Here is an 18,128-nt window from a genome sequence, read left to right as displayed (position 1 = left end):
TTTGTCATTATTGGAATTTTATTCTGCTGATATACGTTTGATTTTAATCTGAATAAATTTATTTAATATTTGGCTTTTTCTGAATAAATATTAAGACAATATTCCAGTTGGTTTTGAGAAATTTTAATTAAATATACTCTTCAAAGGGCAGGAAAATGAATAAGAATCTTTTTAAGGTAATTTTCAATAAAAAACGCGGGCAAATGATGGCTGTTGCGGAAAATACTATTCGTGAAGGAAAAAGTACTGCAGACAGTACTGCCGGTAGTACCGCAATAATGAATAGCACAATCAAGATTGCAGGTTTACCTGTTCTGGCTTGGTCTATTCTGCTGGGTTTCGGTTTATGCACTCTGGTTATTGATTCCAGCCGAGCAGGTTCGATTCATGCTGATACTTCTGCACCGAAAAATCAGCAGCCGACCATTTTGCAAACAGCGAATGGAACACCGCAAATTAATATTCGAACACCTACTAAAGGCGGAGTTTCAATTAATCAGTTCCGGCAGATGGATGTAGATAACAAAGGCGCTATTTTAAATAATAGCCGAAAAAATACGGAAACCAGACTGGCTGGCTGGATACAGGCCAATCCGTGGCTGAGTAAAGGTGAAGCCAGAGTTATTGTTAATCAGATTAATAGTATCAATCCCAGCCAGCTGAACGGCTATATAGAAGTTGCCGGTCGGCGTGCAGAAGTAATTATAGCCAATCCGGCGGGGATAAATGTGAATGGCAGCGGATTTATTAATGCAGCGGGAGTAACGCTGACTACAGGTAAACCGCTAATCAAGAATGGTAATTTAGATGGGTTTGAAGTCCGACAGGGTAATATCAGTATCGGTGGAGACGGTCTGGATACCGGAAGCAGTGAATACACACGCATTCTATCGCAGGCCGCACAGATTAATGCAGGTATCTGGGCAAATAATCTGAATATTACAGCAGGAAGCAATAATACAGATGCACATGGAAATATAACTGAGTCTGTACTGACCTCTGCAGAGAATAAACCTTTAGTAGCTATTGATGCAGGCAAACTGGGTGGTATGTATGCCGGTAAGATTGTACTGGTCAGTACTGATAAAGGCGTTGGTGTTAATAATGCGGGGCAGATTTATGCCGGTAATGGTAATTTAAGCATAGATGCTAATGGTTACCTGAGCAATAGCGGCAGTATGGTCGTTTCTGATCAGAAATCTTCTGGTGCTGATATTGCCAGTGTTTCCCTCAATGCTGACAGAGTAACGAATAGTGGAACAGTTTCAAGTCAGGGAAAAATGCTGGTTCATAGTGAGCAGTTAGAAAACAGTGGTTTACTGACTACTGCAGATGAAATCAATATCCGACAGCAAAAACTGCATAATCAGGGAGAAATTAATGCCGGCCGGATAGATATTATTGCAGATAATATTCATAATCAGAACGGGAAAATTATTCAGACCGGTACTCAAGGTTTAACGCTGGATATGAATAAGCTGGATAATCGTAATAATGGCCTGATTGGTTATGCACCTGAGAAAGATAAGCCTGCTCCGTCTGTACCGGAACATAAACCGGAACCGGCAGAACCTGTTACCCCTCCTACTACAGCCACCGGTAGCGGACAAACAGTCACTGCTGTTAATCCGCATAAAACACAATTTGAAACCGGACAAATTATCGGTAATCAGGAAATAATTAATGATAATGGTCAGATTATTGCCAATGGTGGTATTGATTTAACCTCGAAGACTGGCCTGAATAATCATGGCAGTCTGAATCTGAATAAATTAACGGTAAGTGGTGAAATATTTGATAATTATCAAGGTAAGCTCAGTGCTCGGCAGGCATTAATTAATACCAATAGCATTGATAATCATCAGGGTGAAATTACTACAACAGAATTATTATCGGCAAAAAGTGGCAAACTGGATAACAGAAAAGGCAAATTACAGTCGGTAAAGAATATTGATATAGATAGTGCCCAGCTGGATAACAGTGATAATGGTTTGATTGCGGCTCAGGAACAGCTAAGTATACAGAGTGGAAATATAAATAACAGTCTGGACGGAAAAATTCAGTCCGGTGCATCTCTTAAACTGAATACGAATAACCTGAATAACCGGCAGGGCAGTATTGATAGTAATAGTCTGATATTAAAAGCCGATATTGTTGATAACAGTAAGGGAGCGATTCGTACCAATCAGCAGCTTAATGCACAGATTGGCAGTAGTTTGAATAATCAGGGCGGAGAATTCGGCAGTGGCGAAGATATATTACTCAACAGTGAAGGCGAAAGCCGTCTGAGTGTTGATAACAGTGACGGCGGAAAAATCATAGCGAATAAAAATGCCTATCTGAATACAGAAAGTATTAAAAATAATAATAAAGGAATAATAAGCAGTGAGAATCTGAATCTGAAAGCAGCACGCGCAGAGAATACGGCAGGGGGTGTTATTCAGGCAGGTAAACAGTTAAAGGCGCAAATTGACGAAAAGCTGAATAATATGGGAGGAAATATTGCAAGTAATGAAGAATTACTGCTAAATGCTGATGGGCCCAGCAATCTGGTATTGAATAACAGCGCAAATGGCAAGATTCAGGCTGGTAAAGGAGCAGTAATTCATGCATCGACACTGGATAATAGTAATGATGGAAGCATAGATGCAGGCAGTATTGATCTGACAGCAAACAGTGTAAACAATGCAGCTGGAGCGATACGGACAAACCAGAGATTAAAGGCACAAATTGGCAGCAGCCTGAATAATCAGGGCGGAGAATTCGGTAGTGGCGGAGATGTGTTGCTCAACAGTGAAGGTGAAAGCCATCTGGCTGTTGATAACAGTGACGGCGGAAAAATCATAGCCGGTAAAGATGCCTATCTGAATACGGAAAGTATTAAAAATAATAATAAAGGGATAATAAGCAGTGAAAATCTGCATCTTAAGGCATCAGTAAGTATAAACAACAGTGGAAATGGTGTGATTCAGTCGGGCAAAGAGGCAGTAATTCAAGCATCGACACTGGATAACAGCAATAATGGCAGCATAGATGCAGACAGTATTGATCTGACAGCAGACAGTGTAAACAATGCTGCCGGAGCTATCCGGACAAATCAGCAGTTAAAGGCACAGATTGGCAGCAGCCTGAATAATCAGGGCGGAGAATTCGGCAGTGGCGGAGATGTGTTGCTCAACAGTGAAGGCGAAAGCCATTTGGCTGTTGATAACAGTGACGGCGGAAAAATCATAGCCGGTAAAGATGCCTATCTGAATACGGAAAGTATTAAAAATAATAATAAAGGGATAATAAGCAGTGAAAATCTGCATCTTAAGGCATCGGTAAGTTTAAACAACAGTACAAATGGTGTGATTCAGTCGGGCAAAGAGGCTGTAATTCAAGCATCAACACTGGATAATAGCAATAATGGCAGCATAGATGCAGACAGTATTGATCTGACAGCAGACAGTGTAAACAATGCTGCCGGAGCTATCCGGACAAACCAGAGATTAAAGGCACAGATTGGCAGCAGCCTGAATAATCAGGGCGGAGAATTCGGCAGTGGCGGAGATGTATTGCTCAACAGTGAAGGCGAAAGCCATTTGGCTGTTGATAACAGTAACGGCGGAAAAATCATAGCCGGTAAAGATGCCTATCTGAATACGGAAAGTATTAAAAATAATAATAAAGGGATAATAAGCAGTGAAAATCTGCATCTTAAGGCATCGGTAAGTTTAAACAACAGTACAAATGGTGTGATTCAGTCGGGCAAAGAGGCAGTAATTCAAGCATCAACACTGGATAACAGCAATAATGGCAGCATAGATGCAGACAGTATTGATCTGATAGCAGACAGTGTAAACAATGCTGCCGGAGCTATCCGGACAAATCAGCAGTTAAAGGCACAGATTGGCAGCAGCCTGAATAATCAGGGCGGAGAATTTGGCAGTGGCGGAGATGTGTTGCTCAACAGTGAAGGTGAAAGCCATCTGGCTGTTGATAACAGTAACGGCGGAAAAATCATAGCCGGTAAAGATGCCTATCTAAATACGGAAAGTATTAAAAATAATAATAAAGGAATAATAAGCAGTGAGAAGAATCTGAATCTGAAAGCAGCCCGCGTTGAGAATAAATCAGAAGGTATCATTCAGGCAGGTAAACAGTTAAAGGCGCAGATTGACGAAAAGTTGGATAACACAGGCGGAAATATTGTAAGTAATGAAGAATTACTGCTAAATGCTGATGGACCAGGCAATCTGGTATTAAATAACAGCGCAAACGGTCAGATTCAGGCTGGTAAAGGTGCAGTAATTCAAGCATCGACACTGGATAACAGCAATAATGGCAGTATAGATGCAGACAGTATTGATCTCACTGCAGACAGTATCGATAACACTGCTGGTAACATCCGCGCCAATAAGCAGCTAAATGCACAAATCAATCAGAAACTGCTTAATCAGTATGGACAAATCAGTAGCGCAGATAATGTAAATATTCATGATCAGCTGCATAATACTTTGGAAATTGATAATACCAAAAACGGTAAAATTCTTGCCGGAAATGATTTAAATTTACAGGCAAAAAAACTGGATTATGCCAGTACTGACGATGCCGGCATAGCTGCCGGTCATGATGCATCTATAGATTTAACAGATGATTTTAATATTAACGGGAATATAAGTGCTAATGCTGGTCTGAAATTGCATAGTAATGGCAAAATAATTAATAATCATAATGTTATCGGTGATAGTGTTATTATTGATGCCAGCCGGATAGATAATCAGGCAGCCGGTACTATTCAGAGTAATAAGCATACAGAATTAAATGTGCAGGACAATGTAATTAACCGAGGTCTGATAAACAGTAATGGCCTGACTCTGATTCAAGCTGGAAACCTTGTAGATAACGTTGGTACCGGACGCATTTACGGAGACCATGTGGCTATAGGTACCGGCAGTCTGTTAAATCGAGAAGAAATAACGGGTAATGAGACTAAGGCAGCAATTATTGCTGCACGCCAGCAGCTGGATATAGGTGCCAGAGATATAGTCAATAAGGAGCAGGGCTATTTACTCAGTGAAGGTGATCTTGCTATTGGCGGAAAGCTGGACAAACAATATCATGCTTCCGGAATGGCTGATAGTCTGATAAACAGCAGTGCGCGTATTGAGGCAAAAGGAAATGGAAATATTGCCGTAAATGAATTACGTAATCTGAATAATCATTTCACTCTTGAAGAATATCTGGCAAATCCTGAGCAGCATATTCAACAGTATTTATTCCCCGGCCAGACAGAGAAATGGACAGAGGGAGTGGACGGGCATTTTAATGAACGAAAGATTAAAAAACAACATTCTGAATTTTATTTTAATGATGGCCGTCCTAAGGCCAGAGCGGAAAAAACCGGTATCACCTGGTGGGATTTCAATCGCAAAACTTATAAACAGCGTGTCAGTGAAAGTAGTCCGGGTGAAATTATTATTGGCGGTAACTTAAATATAAGCGGCAACCATTGGGAAAATAATAACAGCCGGATTCTGGTAGGCGGTAGTCTGACTGGTGCAGATTCGTTACAGCTGGATAATATTGAAAGTAAAGGTCAGCAGCGTGTTGTTGATACTGGTACAGTTGGTGGATATAAAAAAGGTAAAAGTGGCTGGGGAATCGAGCATCATATCTATAAAAGACAAGAAAGAGGTAAGATAAACGAGACCACAACCACGACTATTGATCTTGAACAACCTGTCAGCATTATCCAGCAACACACGGAAGTTGATTTTAAGGACAATACCATTATTGGAGTAAATAATAATACCAGTAACATAGAGAATGCAGGAAGTGTACATACGGGTAGTACATCTATTGGCAGTTCCAATAGTAAGCATACAGATACAGACAATGTTACAAGCAATAATTCAGTTAAAGATAATGTCAATGCTGATAATACAGACAATCACAACATGTCAGCCAATAATCAGCATGTAGGTGATAATAAAACTGATAGTGCAAATGTACCCAATGTTAAAACACTTACCAGCCTGAATAATAAATTACCTAATAATAGTTTGTATCATATTGATCCGGATAATAAAGGTTATTTGGTTGAAACCGATCCAGCATTTACCAATAAAAATAAATGGCTTAGTAGCAATTATTTGTTAGAAGCGCTAGGTCAGGATCCAGAAAAAATACAGAAGCGCTTAGGGGACGGTTATTACGAACAAAGACTGATTAATGAACAAATAGATCGGTTAACCGGTTATCGCCGCCTTGCAGGATATGACAGTGATGAAGATGAATATAAGGCATTAATGGATGCCGGCATAAGTATGGCAAAAACCATGGGACTGGTACCGGGAGTTGCTCTGAGTGCCGATCAGATAGCGCGCCTGACCAGTGATATTGTCTGGATGGTAAGTCAGACTGTAACCATGCCTGATGGAAGTCAGCAAACCGTACTGGTTCCGCAGGTATATCTGATGGTACGCGACGGAGATCTGAATACAGCCGGTGCATTAATCAGTGCTGATAATATCAGTCTGCATACTAATAAGGATATTAATAATCAGGGAACAGTGGCCGGTCGCAGAATTGTAGATTTGGGTGCACATAATCTTAGTAACAGTGGTCTGATTAGCGGGCAAAATGTGCTGCTTAATGCAACTGATAATATTGATATTAATGGCGGTACCGTTCAGGCACAGAATGTGCTTGGCCTGCAGGCACAACGTATAAATGTTAACACTACCACTGCAACGCACGGTGATGAGCGCAATGGCGGTACCGTGATTGATCGTGTGGCAGGACTATATGTAACAGGCAGTAAAGATGGAATTCTGGCGGTTAATAGTGTAGATGATCTGAATTTTCATGGTGCTAATATTGTTAATACGGCAACCAACGGACTGACTCAGCTGGCCAGCAGTAACGGAAGTGTTAATCTGGGTACAGTTCAGACAGCAAGCCACTCCGGATATGGTGAACTCAGTGACAGAAACCATCTGGTGTTGGATCATAAAAATGAAAGCGGTACTCAGATTGTTGCTGATGGTAATGTTTCATTAAATGGCAACAAAGTTAATATCCGGCAGAGTGATATTAACAGTATTAATGGTGATATTAATATTTATGGTAAGGAAGGAGTTAACATTACCGAGGGCAGGGCAAAAACGGATCTGGATGAAGCTCATTACAATAAAACAAAAGGAATTTTGTCCACTAAAAAAAGCATAGATAAATATCAGAAACATAATGATGAAGCAGTAGGCAGTACTATTACTGGTAGTAATGTCAGTATCGGCAGTGAACAGGATATTAGTATCCGCGGCAGCAATGTTATTGCAGATAATCAGACAGTATTACATGCCGGTCGTGATATTAAAATCGAGGCGGCAGAAAATCAGTATCAGGAACAGGAATATCATGCCAGAAAAAAATCCGGTCTGATGAAGAGCGGAGGTTCTGGTATCTTTATCGGCAGTCAGAAACAAACCGATGACATTGCCGGAAATTCCCTTATCCATAGCGGCAGCAATGTTGGTAGTCTGAAAGGTGATACCACAATTATTGCCGGTAATCATTATACGCAAAGCGGCAGTACTGTTGCTTCCACTGAAGGTAATGTGGCTGTTGTGGCTAAACAAATTAATGTGCTGGCAGCTCAGGATCAGTACAGCACTGATTATGTGCACACTATGAAGCAAAGTGGTGTTACAGTAAGTGTAAATAGTTCTAAGGGTGGTTCTGTCAAAAAAGCCAAAGATGCAATTGGGCGTATAAATAAAAGTAAATATGATCGTGTTAATGCCTTAGCTGTCTTTAATGCTGGAATGGACACATATAAAGCGGCCAGTGATATTATCAGTAATCCCAAAAAGCCTAAGGATGTTAATGTCGGCATAACATTCGGTCAGCAGAAGTCCCGTTTGGAGAATCACACAGAAGATAAGGTGGCCTCAGCCAGCCGGATTAATGCCGGAGGAACAGTGAATCTGCTGGCAACCGGAGCAGGCAAAGATTCCAATATCAACATCATCGGATCAGATGTAGCAGGCAACAAAGGCACCCATTTACAGGCAGATAATCAAATTAATCTGCGCGCAGCCGAACAAAGCCACAATGAGAGCAGCAGCAATAAATCCAGTGGCTGGAATGCCGGAGTGTCTGCCAGTTTGGGCTCCAGTGGTACATCTCTGGGCATTACTGGCGGGGTCAATCTGGGTAAAGGTGGTGGCGAAGGACAAGGGACAAGCAATCGTAATAGTCATGTCGGCAGCAGCAATAGCAATACCAGCCTTAGCAGTGGCGGCGCCACCAATATCATAGGTGCGCAAGTAATCGGTAAAGGCGTGAGCATAGATGCAGCCGAGCTGAACATAGCCAGCCTTCAGGACAAAGCGGAATATCAGAGTAAACAGCAGAATGTCAGCGGACAAATAAATGTAGACACAAACTTTATTCCAACCGGTTCAGCCGGCTATAGTGATAACAAAATCAAGGCAGATTATGCCAGTGTAACCGAACAGAGCGGTATCATGGCCGGAAATAATGGCTATCAGATTAAAGTTAAAGGCAATACAGATCTGAAAGGGGCGATCATCACCTCTGCCAGTGCCGCAGAAGCAGAAGGTAAAAACAGCTTGATTACCGGCAGTCTTACCAGCAGTGACATCAAAAATTACAGCGATTACAGTGGTAGCAGTAACGGTATTGATGTCAGTGGCAGTTTGAATCTGAGTTCCCCTAAGAAGCTTACCGGCAGCTATTCATCCGGAGAGGGGCATGACAGTGGTCACGACAGCAGTACTACACATAGTGGTATTAATACCAAAAATATCGTCATTACTGATGAAGCAGCTCAGCAGCAGAATTCCGATAAAACCTCAGCAGAGGCCATAGCCGCTATTCACACTGACACCAGCAGCGAAGATTATGCCGATAAGGCCGGTTATCTGGCTAACAACTTTGATAAGGAAAAAGTACTTAATGAATTAAATATTCAGGTAGAAGTTAATAAAGAATTCCGTCAGAACAGCCATAAGTTAATTAACTCTTATATCGATTCTCAACAGGCAGAGCTGAGGGAAAAAATCAAAAAAGAAACATCAGAAGAAAAGAAAACTGCACTGTATGAAGAAATTTATAAATTGCAATATCAGCGGCGCTTACTGGATACAGTAGTCGATATACTGACCATTAATCCAGAGAAAGCTATTACACAAAACACATTAAAGTCGGCAGCCGATAAAATACGTAAAGAAAATCTGACTAATGCCTTAAAATCGCCCAAAACAGTAGTTGACAAGAAAACCGGAGAAATAAAGAATAATGTTTCCTATGATAATGTGTTTTTTGATGGAGTTGATTTCGGCGGGGTACTGAACTCAAAATTGTTAAAGGTATTATACCAATTAGGAATATATTAGGAATATAACAATGAAACTTAAAAGATTTGTTATGTTTCCGGGGCTATCAGAAGATAGATGCTATTGGCCATACCAATGTACAACAACAGGAATCTGATGTGATCTGTGGTGTAAGAGATTTAAGGAGCGATAATCTGGATTTAAAAATTCTGTATCGTGATATGACAGAAAATCGAGTTACACCACGTCAGCATGGTTTATAATTTGCTGATATATAAAAAATTCTGAAAAATTGTACAAATAAGGAAAGGCTATCCGGATTTTGTAATTAAAAAACATTTCCGATAAACTAACTGAGCATGATTATTGAAAGGATATCAATGAACAGATGCGAGGCTGAGAAAAAAGACAGTAATGATGCCTCGCATAACCATAATGAATTTAAGAATACTGAAGGATTCAAAAAAGTATGCTAGAAATTTAGCAAAAAGATAATGCGTGCAATTTGTTACAGAAAGCCCTCAGTACAGGAGTAGCAGCTCCAGACTGTAATTGTAGTAAAGTGATCCGTATCTGGGATTTCCACAAAACTATATATGGGAATACAGTAGTAGCTTCTAATCCAGATATTTACCGTGACTAAGAAACGTCTTTAGAAATGTAGCAGAATAAAATCTGTAATCAGCCTACGGTAATTTGTATGTTGCTGTTAATAATTCTGCTTTAGAAGTTATCTCCGGCCGGATAACGCAAAAAATAATCAGTACCATGCAGATACTGATTCATGAAATTAATGGCAAACGCTATTTTGTATTTGAAGAAAAGCAACTTAGGCAGAAGTGAATTGCTAAAATCTGTTTACTTATATTTGTCGGTATCAGTATATGTCTGAGCGATTGCCGTGTAATAAACTTGCAGAATAGTGAATATGCAGAGAGAGAGCAGTAATAAAACAATTTAAATGATGAACAACATGTTTGTTCTGTGTATGAAAAACGCGGAATACCTACATATGCAACTTACTTTGTAATGCAACAGCAACAATTGAAATTTTAGTTCAAAACAAAAGGTAAAAATTAATAATGTAAGTATTGATAGTCTGATATATCAGTCCTGAATTTAATTTAATTATTTATTCAGAAAATAGTTGAAATTTATAATTCATGGTAGTTTTACAGGATAATATTTTGATCATTATTAAAAATAGCTAAGAATAAAAGTTAAATGACTGAGGAAATTAAAAGAAACTCTATTAAAATAATAACTGTTTTGCGTAAATAAAATAAGAATATTGACATTAAAGTTAATAATATTCTTATATCATAAAAATAAGCTAAGATGATATAATTTAACCTATATGAATATTTTGATAAATTTTAAAAATAAATAAGCTTATTCGGCAATTTGTTTCAACAATTTATTCAATCGTCCTGTGGCATTTTTATAAGGGGAGGAGGTATTAAACTGAATCATGCGTCCGCGTGTGTATTTTTCATGCCAGGGTGAGCCATACAGCTCTTCATTACTAAAGCTATCAATAAGTGAAATCAGATTCTTTTTGTTGGTCTCCAGAAGCGAGAGTAACTGTTTGAAATCGGTAATGTCCTGATAATCACGATAAAATTTCTGTGCCAGTAATCCCAGTTGATTCCATTTATATCCTGCTTCCGGAAAGGCAATTTTCTGCCCTGACTGTTCCTGTTTATGCCATGACAGCACCAGTTCTCCCCAGCCAATTAAATAAGACACAAGCTGTGCAGCGCTCATCATTGTACCTTTAGCATGGCCTTCCATCAGAGGCAGATAGGCTTTCTGTTCAGGTACAGCAGCCAGCTTTTTGGTCAGTAGTGTATAGTTTTTATTAATTGCTTCAATTAGTTCCTGTTTAGATTCTGGTATTGCCATTTGGTTCTCCCTACCTTCAGACATTAACTATATGAACTATGCGGTACAGCATAACATATTTTGTGGCAGATAAATGGAAGCGCTATGGTGATTCGGAAAATAAAACTACGGCAAAAGCCAGCTTATTTAGACAATCATTCTTATGTTTACTGTTATTTTTATTAAACTTTTTATTTATTTATGTATTTATTGGTTAAATAAATATTAAAAATATTTTGATTTAATTTTTGCTTGTTTATTGTCAATAAATTCGATTGTATTAAATGTTTTAATCCTGCGTTTGTGCAGGTATTGATACCTGCTGATTGATGTTTTTATTTATGGGGTTGGTGAAAACAGATGAGTAGGAAAATACCTGAACTGGTGTGCCCGGCAGGTAATTTACCGGCGCTGAAAATGGCAGTAGACCATGGAGCGGATACGGTTTATATGGGGCTGAAGGATGCAACTAATGCACGTAATTTTGCCGGTCTGAATTTTGACTATAAGTCAGCCGCTGAGGGAATTGCTTATGCACATCGGTACGGGCGTAAGGTGCTGATGGCAATTAATACTTATGCACAGGCCGGCGATGTACTGAAATGGCAGCAGGCTGTGGATACAGCGGCTGAGCTGGGCGTGGATGCGGTTATTCTGGCTGATCTGGGGATGCTGGCTTATGCGCGAAAAACACATCCTCAGCTGGCATTGCATATGTCGGTACAGGGGTCGGCTACAAATTATGAGGCGATTAATCTGGCTCAGGAGCTGTTTGGTATCAAACGGGTGGTATTGCCGCGGGTGCTGACTTTACCTCAGGTGGAACAGGTAATTAAACATACTTCTGTGGAAATTGAGGTGTTCGGGTTTGGCAGTTTGTGTGTGATGGTAGAGGGACGCTGTCTGCTTTCAAGTTATGTGACGGGAGAGTCGCCTAATACTTTCGGTGTGTGTTCACCGGCAAAATATGTTCGCTGGGAGCAGCATAACAACGGGATGGATGCGCGGCTGAATAATATTCTGATTGACCGGTATGGTGTGGATGAGCCGGCCGGTTATCCGACTTTATGCAAAGGGCGGTTTCAGGTCAATCAGGAAACGTATTATGCGCTGGAAGAACCAACCAGCCTGAATGTTATAGAAATTTTGCCGCAATTGCTGGAAATCGGTGTGGCGGCGATTAAGGTGGAAGGCAGGCAGCGCAGTCCGGCCTATACAGCTCAGGTCACTAAGGTATTACGGCAGGCTCTGGATATGGCAATACAAAGTCCGGAACAGTTCAGTGTTAATCCGTTGTGGCAGCAGGCACTGGCCAAAGTCTCAGAAGGCCAGCAGGTAACGCTGGGTGCTTATAACCGGCCGTGGAAATAATAAGGGAATGTAGATGATGCAACAGGGTAAACTGGCTTTATCGTTAGGGCCGATTCTGTTTTTCTGGCATAAGCAGCAGATTGTGGATTTTTACCGGCAGATGGCTGAGCAGCCACTAAAAACGGTTTATATGGGTGAGACGGTATGTTCCCGCCGGCAGGAGCTGAAAGTGGCCGACTGGATTGATTTGGCTCATGATGTGGCTACCAGCGGGCATGAGGTGATTTTATCTTCACAGGTGCTGCTGGAGAGTGAATCTGATTTAAAGCGGTTGCGTAAACTGACAGAACAAGCTGATTTTCAGGTAGAGGCTAATGATCTTGCTGCGGTGAGGCTGCTGCATGCAAAGGAAATTCCTTTTGTTGCGGGGCAGGCACTGAATATTTATAACGAGCAGACGCTGGCATTGATGCAGTCGCTGGGGGCTTATCGCTGGATTGCTCCGGTTGAGCTGGGCGCAGACCGGCTGGCCAAGATGATTGCGACAGTGCCGGATATGACCTGTGAGGTATTTGGCTGGGGAAAATTGCCGTTGGCTTATTCTTCACGCTGTTTTACCGCACGGCATTACAATCTGAAAAAAGACAGTTGTGAATTCAAATGTCTGGAACATGCTGATGGTCTGCTGCTGAATACACGCGAAAAACAGGCTTTTCTGACTATTAACGGGATTCAGACAATGTCTGCCGGCTATCATTCTTTACTTGCCAGTTATCAGCAGCTGATGGCTATTGGTGTGAAATATTTAAGAATTTCTCCGCAAAAAGAGTATATGGCGGAAGTGATTGAATTGCATCAGCAGGTTCTGGACGGAGCAAAAAAGGCAACTTCTGCTTTATCTGAGCTCAAAATGCATGCAGGTAATGTACTGGTGGATGGTTACTGGCATGGTAAAGCCGGAATTAATCAAGGCGAAGGGATGATACATGCAGGTGCCTGATAAAGTAATGCCGGTATTTTTGAAAAAGATAATTTCAGTACTGCCGGCAAAACCACCGGCATGGGTATTGGTTAATACCTTAAATCAGTTACTAAGAAGAGAGATATTACTGGCAGATATGTCTTTGCTGGCCGGACGTCATTTCCGGATTGTGGTATCAGATTTGGGGCTGGATTTATGTTTTAGTGCCAGTAACGAACGGTTTATGGTTGCTGATGCTGCTGGTGTGGTGGATTTGTGTCTGAGTGCCAATACCGCCGATTTTATGAAGATGCTGTTGCGGCAGGAAGATCCGGATACGCTGTTTTTCAATCGCCGGCTGAAAATCGAGGGTGATACAGAACTGGGATTGGTGGTAAAAAATCTGCTCGACAGTATTGACTGGTCGACTGTTCCTGTTATGAAGTCACTGGTAGGGCAGTAGCTACAGGCGGTGATTCAGGAACAGTTACAGCAGCCGGTATCTGGTTATGATACCGGCTTTTTAAACAGGCTGTTATTAATCTAAAGGACGGCGGCAGGCAATCATGTAATTGACATCCAGGCTGTCGGTAAGGTGATAGCGTCTGGTTAACGGGTTGTAGGTAAAGCCACTGCTACCCAGCCATTCCAGACCAGCCTGACGACACAGGCGTGCCAGTTCTGCCGGTGTGATGAATTTGCGGTGATCATGGGTGCCGTGCGGCATCAGTTGCAAGATGTATTCTGCTGCAATGATGGCTTGCATATATGATTTGATATTGCGGTTGATAGTGGAAAAACAAACTACGCCGCCAGGTTGGACTAATTGTGCGCAAGCATGCACTACACTGCCCGGATCGGGTACATGTTCCAGCATCTCCATACAGATAACTGCTCCGAAGCCGGCCGGCATTTCTGCGGCTAAATCTTCTACACTGACCATACGGTAGCTTACGTTGCCGACATGTTCCTGCATAGCGTGTAACTGGGCGATTTTCAGGGATTTTTTGGCTAAATCGATACCAGTAACGCTACTGGCACCGGCTTTTGCCATGGCTTCACTCAGAATTCCGCCGCCACAGCCTACATCCAGTACATCTTTACCGGCCAGCCGGGCATAACTATCAATAAAACTGAGCCGCAAGGGATTAATGTCATGCAGAGGTTTAAACTCGCTCTCTTTATCCCACCACTTATGTGCCAGCTGGCTGAATTTGTCGATTTCGCCGGCATCGACGTTGGCGGGTGTGGCCGGCAGACTGGTTTGTTGCTCTACTGGAGTACTCATAATTGTTATTCCTTTGTTGCAGTGGATTTAACCCACAAGGCGATGATGTTGTTTTTTTCACGCGGACGGGCACCAGACCAGATTTCATGCCATTCAGGCGGCGGAGTGGTTTTGGAGTCTCTGCTGATCAGACGATAGTTACAGTGCGGATTATCCGGCAGCAGAGGAATCCAGCTATATTGCTGCCATGCAATACGCATGCTAAAGCTATTCTGGTTAACGCTGATGCAGTCATGCATATTAATAAAAGCCCGTTGTTGTTCTTCGCTCAGACTGTTTTGCATTTGCTGGACAACCGGCCGGGCGGATTTGGCTGCATCCAGCCATGGTAAGAACAGAGTAAGCAGCAGTGACCATACCAGTAATACGCCAGCAGCCCAGTTAGTGACTGCCTGTCTGCCGCGGATATGCTGGCGGGTAATGGCCCATAGCCATAATGGAGTCAGTACGCAGGCAACAATTACCGGAAAGTAGTTTACATCGTAGCGGTAGTACGGGCTGAAATAAACTGCCCGTTCGGCCAGTTTGGCCGGCCAGCCGTAATTCATGGCAATAAAGCCCAGCCAGAGAAATACAGCCAGAAAGCCGAAAGCCATAATGCCGAACCAGTTGAGAAATGCTATGGCGTTGCGACGCAGGGCATCCAGCTGTGCTGCTCCTAATACAGCCAGCGGTGGCAGGAGAAATACTAATAAATCCTGATATTGCTGTGGCAGCAGAGCAAATACAAGCAGAGACAGGCTCAGCCAGATAATACCGAGAATACCCCAGCGCAGATTGTTCAGTTTACAGCGTGTAGCTGTCCAGATGGCTAATGGCCATGCAGGAAAAGCAAACCAGATAAGATTTTTCAGGTAATACCCAAGTGAGAAATGTGCCTCAAAATGGCGGAAACCGCCGAATGGTGCGAGGGCATGGTATTGCCACCACAAATTGAATATATTGGCAGCAGTCTGATGTAAGGCCAGTGGCCAGATCAGCATCAGCGGTAAAGCACAGAGCAGGGAGATGAGTAATACCAGATGGTAGCGCCGGCTTTGCCATTTCGAATGCAGCAGCAGGCTGAATGCAATCAGAATCAGCAATAGCGGCCAGAGTAAACTGCCGGTTAAAGACAGAACTGCCAGACCGCCGCCAAGCATCATGCTGGCCATCATAATACGCCGTTCCGCCAGCGCAAAACCATACCAGCACATGGATGCACCAAGACAGAGAATCATGCTGTCGTTAATAAAGTGTGCCGGTATCAGCAGACCGGTACATCCTAATAAAATCAGTACCGCAATCCGGCCGTAGCCTCGCCCGAGAAATTCGCGCGCAGAACCGCCAATACAGGAAAACGTGAGTACTATGAGGATAACATTGGTAAGACGGGTGGCTTCATAGACATCCATCCGTTTCGGGCTGAATAAATGCTGACATAAGGCAGCCAGCCATGTATATAAGGGAGAAGCTTCCCAGTTTATGTCACCAAAAATAGTCGGAACTGCCCAGTTTGAAGTTTGCCACTGACTGACGGTAGTAAACAGATAGGGTTCACCCGGTGTCCATAAATCATGATGCAGTACACCCGGCCACAGCCACACAAATACCAGTAACAGCAGCAGCCATGAACGTTTTTTGTTCATGTGAGGTGAACTGCCGGATTTTGCGGGGGTATAGGTAAGCATGAGATTCTGACTGCAATAAATGATAAATCAACGGGCTTAATGTTAGCTGAAAATGCAGCAGGCAGCCAGTTGTGGCTGCCTGTAGTCTGTATGATTAATGTAAATACCGGTTTTAATCGATATGTTTGCTGAGATTCACCTGGTCGAGAGGTACTTTACGAGTATGGTAGCGTAACTTGTGATACAGATAGAATGCTGCGAATACCGGCAGCCCCATATAGGTGATGGCAAAGCGCTGCCATTTAAAATCACCATGCAATAGTAACTGGCTGTCCTGTCCGATTATCACCAGAATACACAGTAAAAGCGCCAAAATGGGACCGAACGGGAACCATTTGGCACGATAAACCAGAGAATTCACATCATTACCCTGCCGTACAAAAGCACGCCGGAAACGATAGTGGCTGATGGCAATACCCAGCCAGGCAATAAAACCGGTAAGACCGGATGCCGCAACAATGTATTCGTATGCACCTTCATCGACACTTTCCAGCAGGAAAATAGCCAGTACGACAATTGCTGTTGCCAGCAGTGCCAGCACAGGTACACCGCGACGGTTTACTTCAGCAAAGGTGCGGTGAGCCATGCCGTCTTTACCCATTGCATACAACATACGGGTAGATGCATAAAGACCGGAATTGCCGGCAGAAAGAATAGAAGTCAGAATCACAGTGTTCATTATGGCTGCGGCAAAAGCCAGACCGGCACGCTCAAATACCAGTGTAAAGGGCGATTTTGCAACCTGATCCACATCTGCACCAAGCAGAGCATCGCTGTTATAAGGAATAAGCAGACCAATTACCAGCATGGCCAGAATATAAAAAATCAGAATGCGCCAGAATACCTGTTTGATTGCTTTGGGAATACTTTCCTGAGGGTTTTCTGACTCACCGGCAGTAATACCGATAAGTTCTGTTCCCTGAAATGAGAAACCGGCAATCAGAAATACACCGAGTACGGTAAAAAATCCGCCCGACCAGCCATGTCCGAGAATCGGTGCATCGCCGATAGTGAAATTACTTAAGCCTATATACTGGCCGCCAAGAATACCGAAAATAGTCAGTACACCCACGCCCAGAAACACAATTACCGTAACTACTTTAATCAGAGCAAACCAGTATTCTGATTCGCCGTAGGCTCGTACAGATAAAATATTCAGCAGAAACACGAGAGCAAAAAACAGTAGGCTCCAGCTCCATGCCGGCATAAAGCGCAATGGTTCCCAGTAGGTAATGACCAATGAAGCTATGGAAATGTCGGCTGCAACGGTAATCACCCAGTTAAACCAGTAGTTCCAGCCCAGTGCAAATCCCAGTGACGGATCCACAAAACGGGCGGCATAGGTAGAGAAGGAACCGGAGGTAGGCAGATAAGTTGCCATTTCCCCGAGCGAGGTCATCAGGAAATACACCATAACCCCGATAGCCATATAGGCGAGCAGTGCTCCTCCCGGCCCGGCATCGTGAATGGCACTGCCGCTGGCCATGAATAATCCCGTACCAATACTGCCGCCAATGGCAATCATTGATAGATGGCGGGTTTTCAGATGGCGTTTAACTTGATTGGAAGAGGAGTTGGCGTCTGTCATTCTGGTATTGAGTAAATAATCTCTGGTATACATGAATGTATGGCAGTATCCGGCATACATTCATTACTCTGATACCGGC

General features: G+C 42.7%; 9 protein-coding genes. 5 read left to right on the top strand and 4 right to left on the bottom strand.

The window, feature by feature from the left end; translation table 11 throughout:
- Positions 1-155: 155 nt before the first annotated feature.
- Both H3V11_RS02535 and H3V11_RS02530 read left to right on the top strand, forming a co-directional pair.
- A complete protein-coding gene (locus tag H3V11_RS02535) occupies positions 156-9,407 on the top strand; it encodes a hemagglutinin repeat-containing protein (RefSeq protein ID WP_198223534.1) in 9,252 nt (3,083 codons plus the stop codon).
- A gap of 26 nt (positions 9,408-9,433) precedes the next feature.
- Entirely contained in the window at positions 9,434-9,610 is a 177-nt protein-coding gene (locus H3V11_RS02530) for a hypothetical protein (RefSeq protein WP_158500020.1), read from the top strand.
- A gap of 1,129 nt (positions 9,611-10,739) precedes the next feature.
- Here the strand turns inward: H3V11_RS02530 and H3V11_RS02525 are convergent.
- Complete coding sequence (locus H3V11_RS02525; RefSeq protein WP_084551719.1) at positions 10,740-11,252, bottom strand: ClbS/DfsB family four-helix bundle protein; 513 nt, start codon at positions 11,250-11,252, stop codon at positions 10,740-10,742.
- A gap of 339 nt (positions 11,253-11,591) precedes the next feature.
- Here H3V11_RS02525 and H3V11_RS02520 point away from each other — a divergent pair, with 339 nt between their 5' ends.
- The 3 genes from H3V11_RS02520 to H3V11_RS02510 are packed head-to-tail and all read left to right on the top strand — an operon-like array spanning position 11,592 to position 13,966.
- The gene (locus H3V11_RS02520; RefSeq protein ID WP_174830634.1) at positions 11,592-12,602 is read left to right on the top strand and encodes a peptidase U32 family protein; all 1,011 of its coding nucleotides are present in this window, start codon (positions 11,592-11,594) and stop codon (positions 12,600-12,602) included.
- Positions 12,603-12,618: 16 nt separating this feature from the next.
- Positions 12,619-13,542, top strand: coding sequence for a U32 family peptidase (locus H3V11_RS02515; RefSeq protein WP_198223684.1), 924 nt, complete (start codon positions 12,619-12,621; stop codon positions 13,540-13,542).
- A complete protein-coding gene (locus H3V11_RS02510) occupies positions 13,529-13,966 on the top strand; it encodes an SCP2 domain-containing protein (protein WP_198223533.1) in 438 nt (145 codons plus the stop codon). Before H3V11_RS02515 ends, H3V11_RS02510 begins: the two co-directional genes overlap by 14 nt.
- A 75-nt stretch (positions 13,967-14,041) precedes the next feature.
- On the opposite strand, the gene ubiG is transcribed toward H3V11_RS02510, so the two are convergent.
- The 3 genes from ubiG to H3V11_RS02495 form a co-directional block, all read right to left on the bottom strand.
- A complete protein-coding gene (ubiG, locus tag H3V11_RS02505; RefSeq protein ID WP_198223532.1) occupies positions 14,042-14,791 on the bottom strand; it encodes a bifunctional 2-polyprenyl-6-hydroxyphenol methylase/3-demethylubiquinol 3-O-methyltransferase UbiG in 750 nt (249 codons plus the stop codon).
- A 5-nt stretch (positions 14,792-14,796) separates the two neighbouring features.
- Positions 14,797-16,419: a glycosyltransferase family 39 protein gene (locus H3V11_RS02500; protein WP_232335736.1), complete on the bottom strand. Its 1,623-nt coding sequence runs from the start codon at positions 16,417-16,419 to the stop codon at positions 14,797-14,799.
- 154 nt (positions 16,420-16,573) lie between these two features.
- The gene (locus H3V11_RS02495) at positions 16,574-17,986 is read right to left on the bottom strand and encodes an amino acid permease (protein WP_363119075.1); all 1,413 of its coding nucleotides are present in this window, start codon (positions 17,984-17,986) and stop codon (positions 16,574-16,576) included.
- Between the last annotated feature and the right edge of the window lie 142 nt (positions 17,987-18,128).

The sequence above is a fragment of the Snodgrassella sp. W8158 genome (assembly GCF_016100435.1).
Lineage (GTDB): Bacteria > Pseudomonadota > Gammaproteobacteria > Burkholderiales > Neisseriaceae > Snodgrassella > Snodgrassella alvi.
Note: the sequence above shows the minus strand (reverse complement) of the source record. Positions and strands in the feature narration are given on the sequence as shown.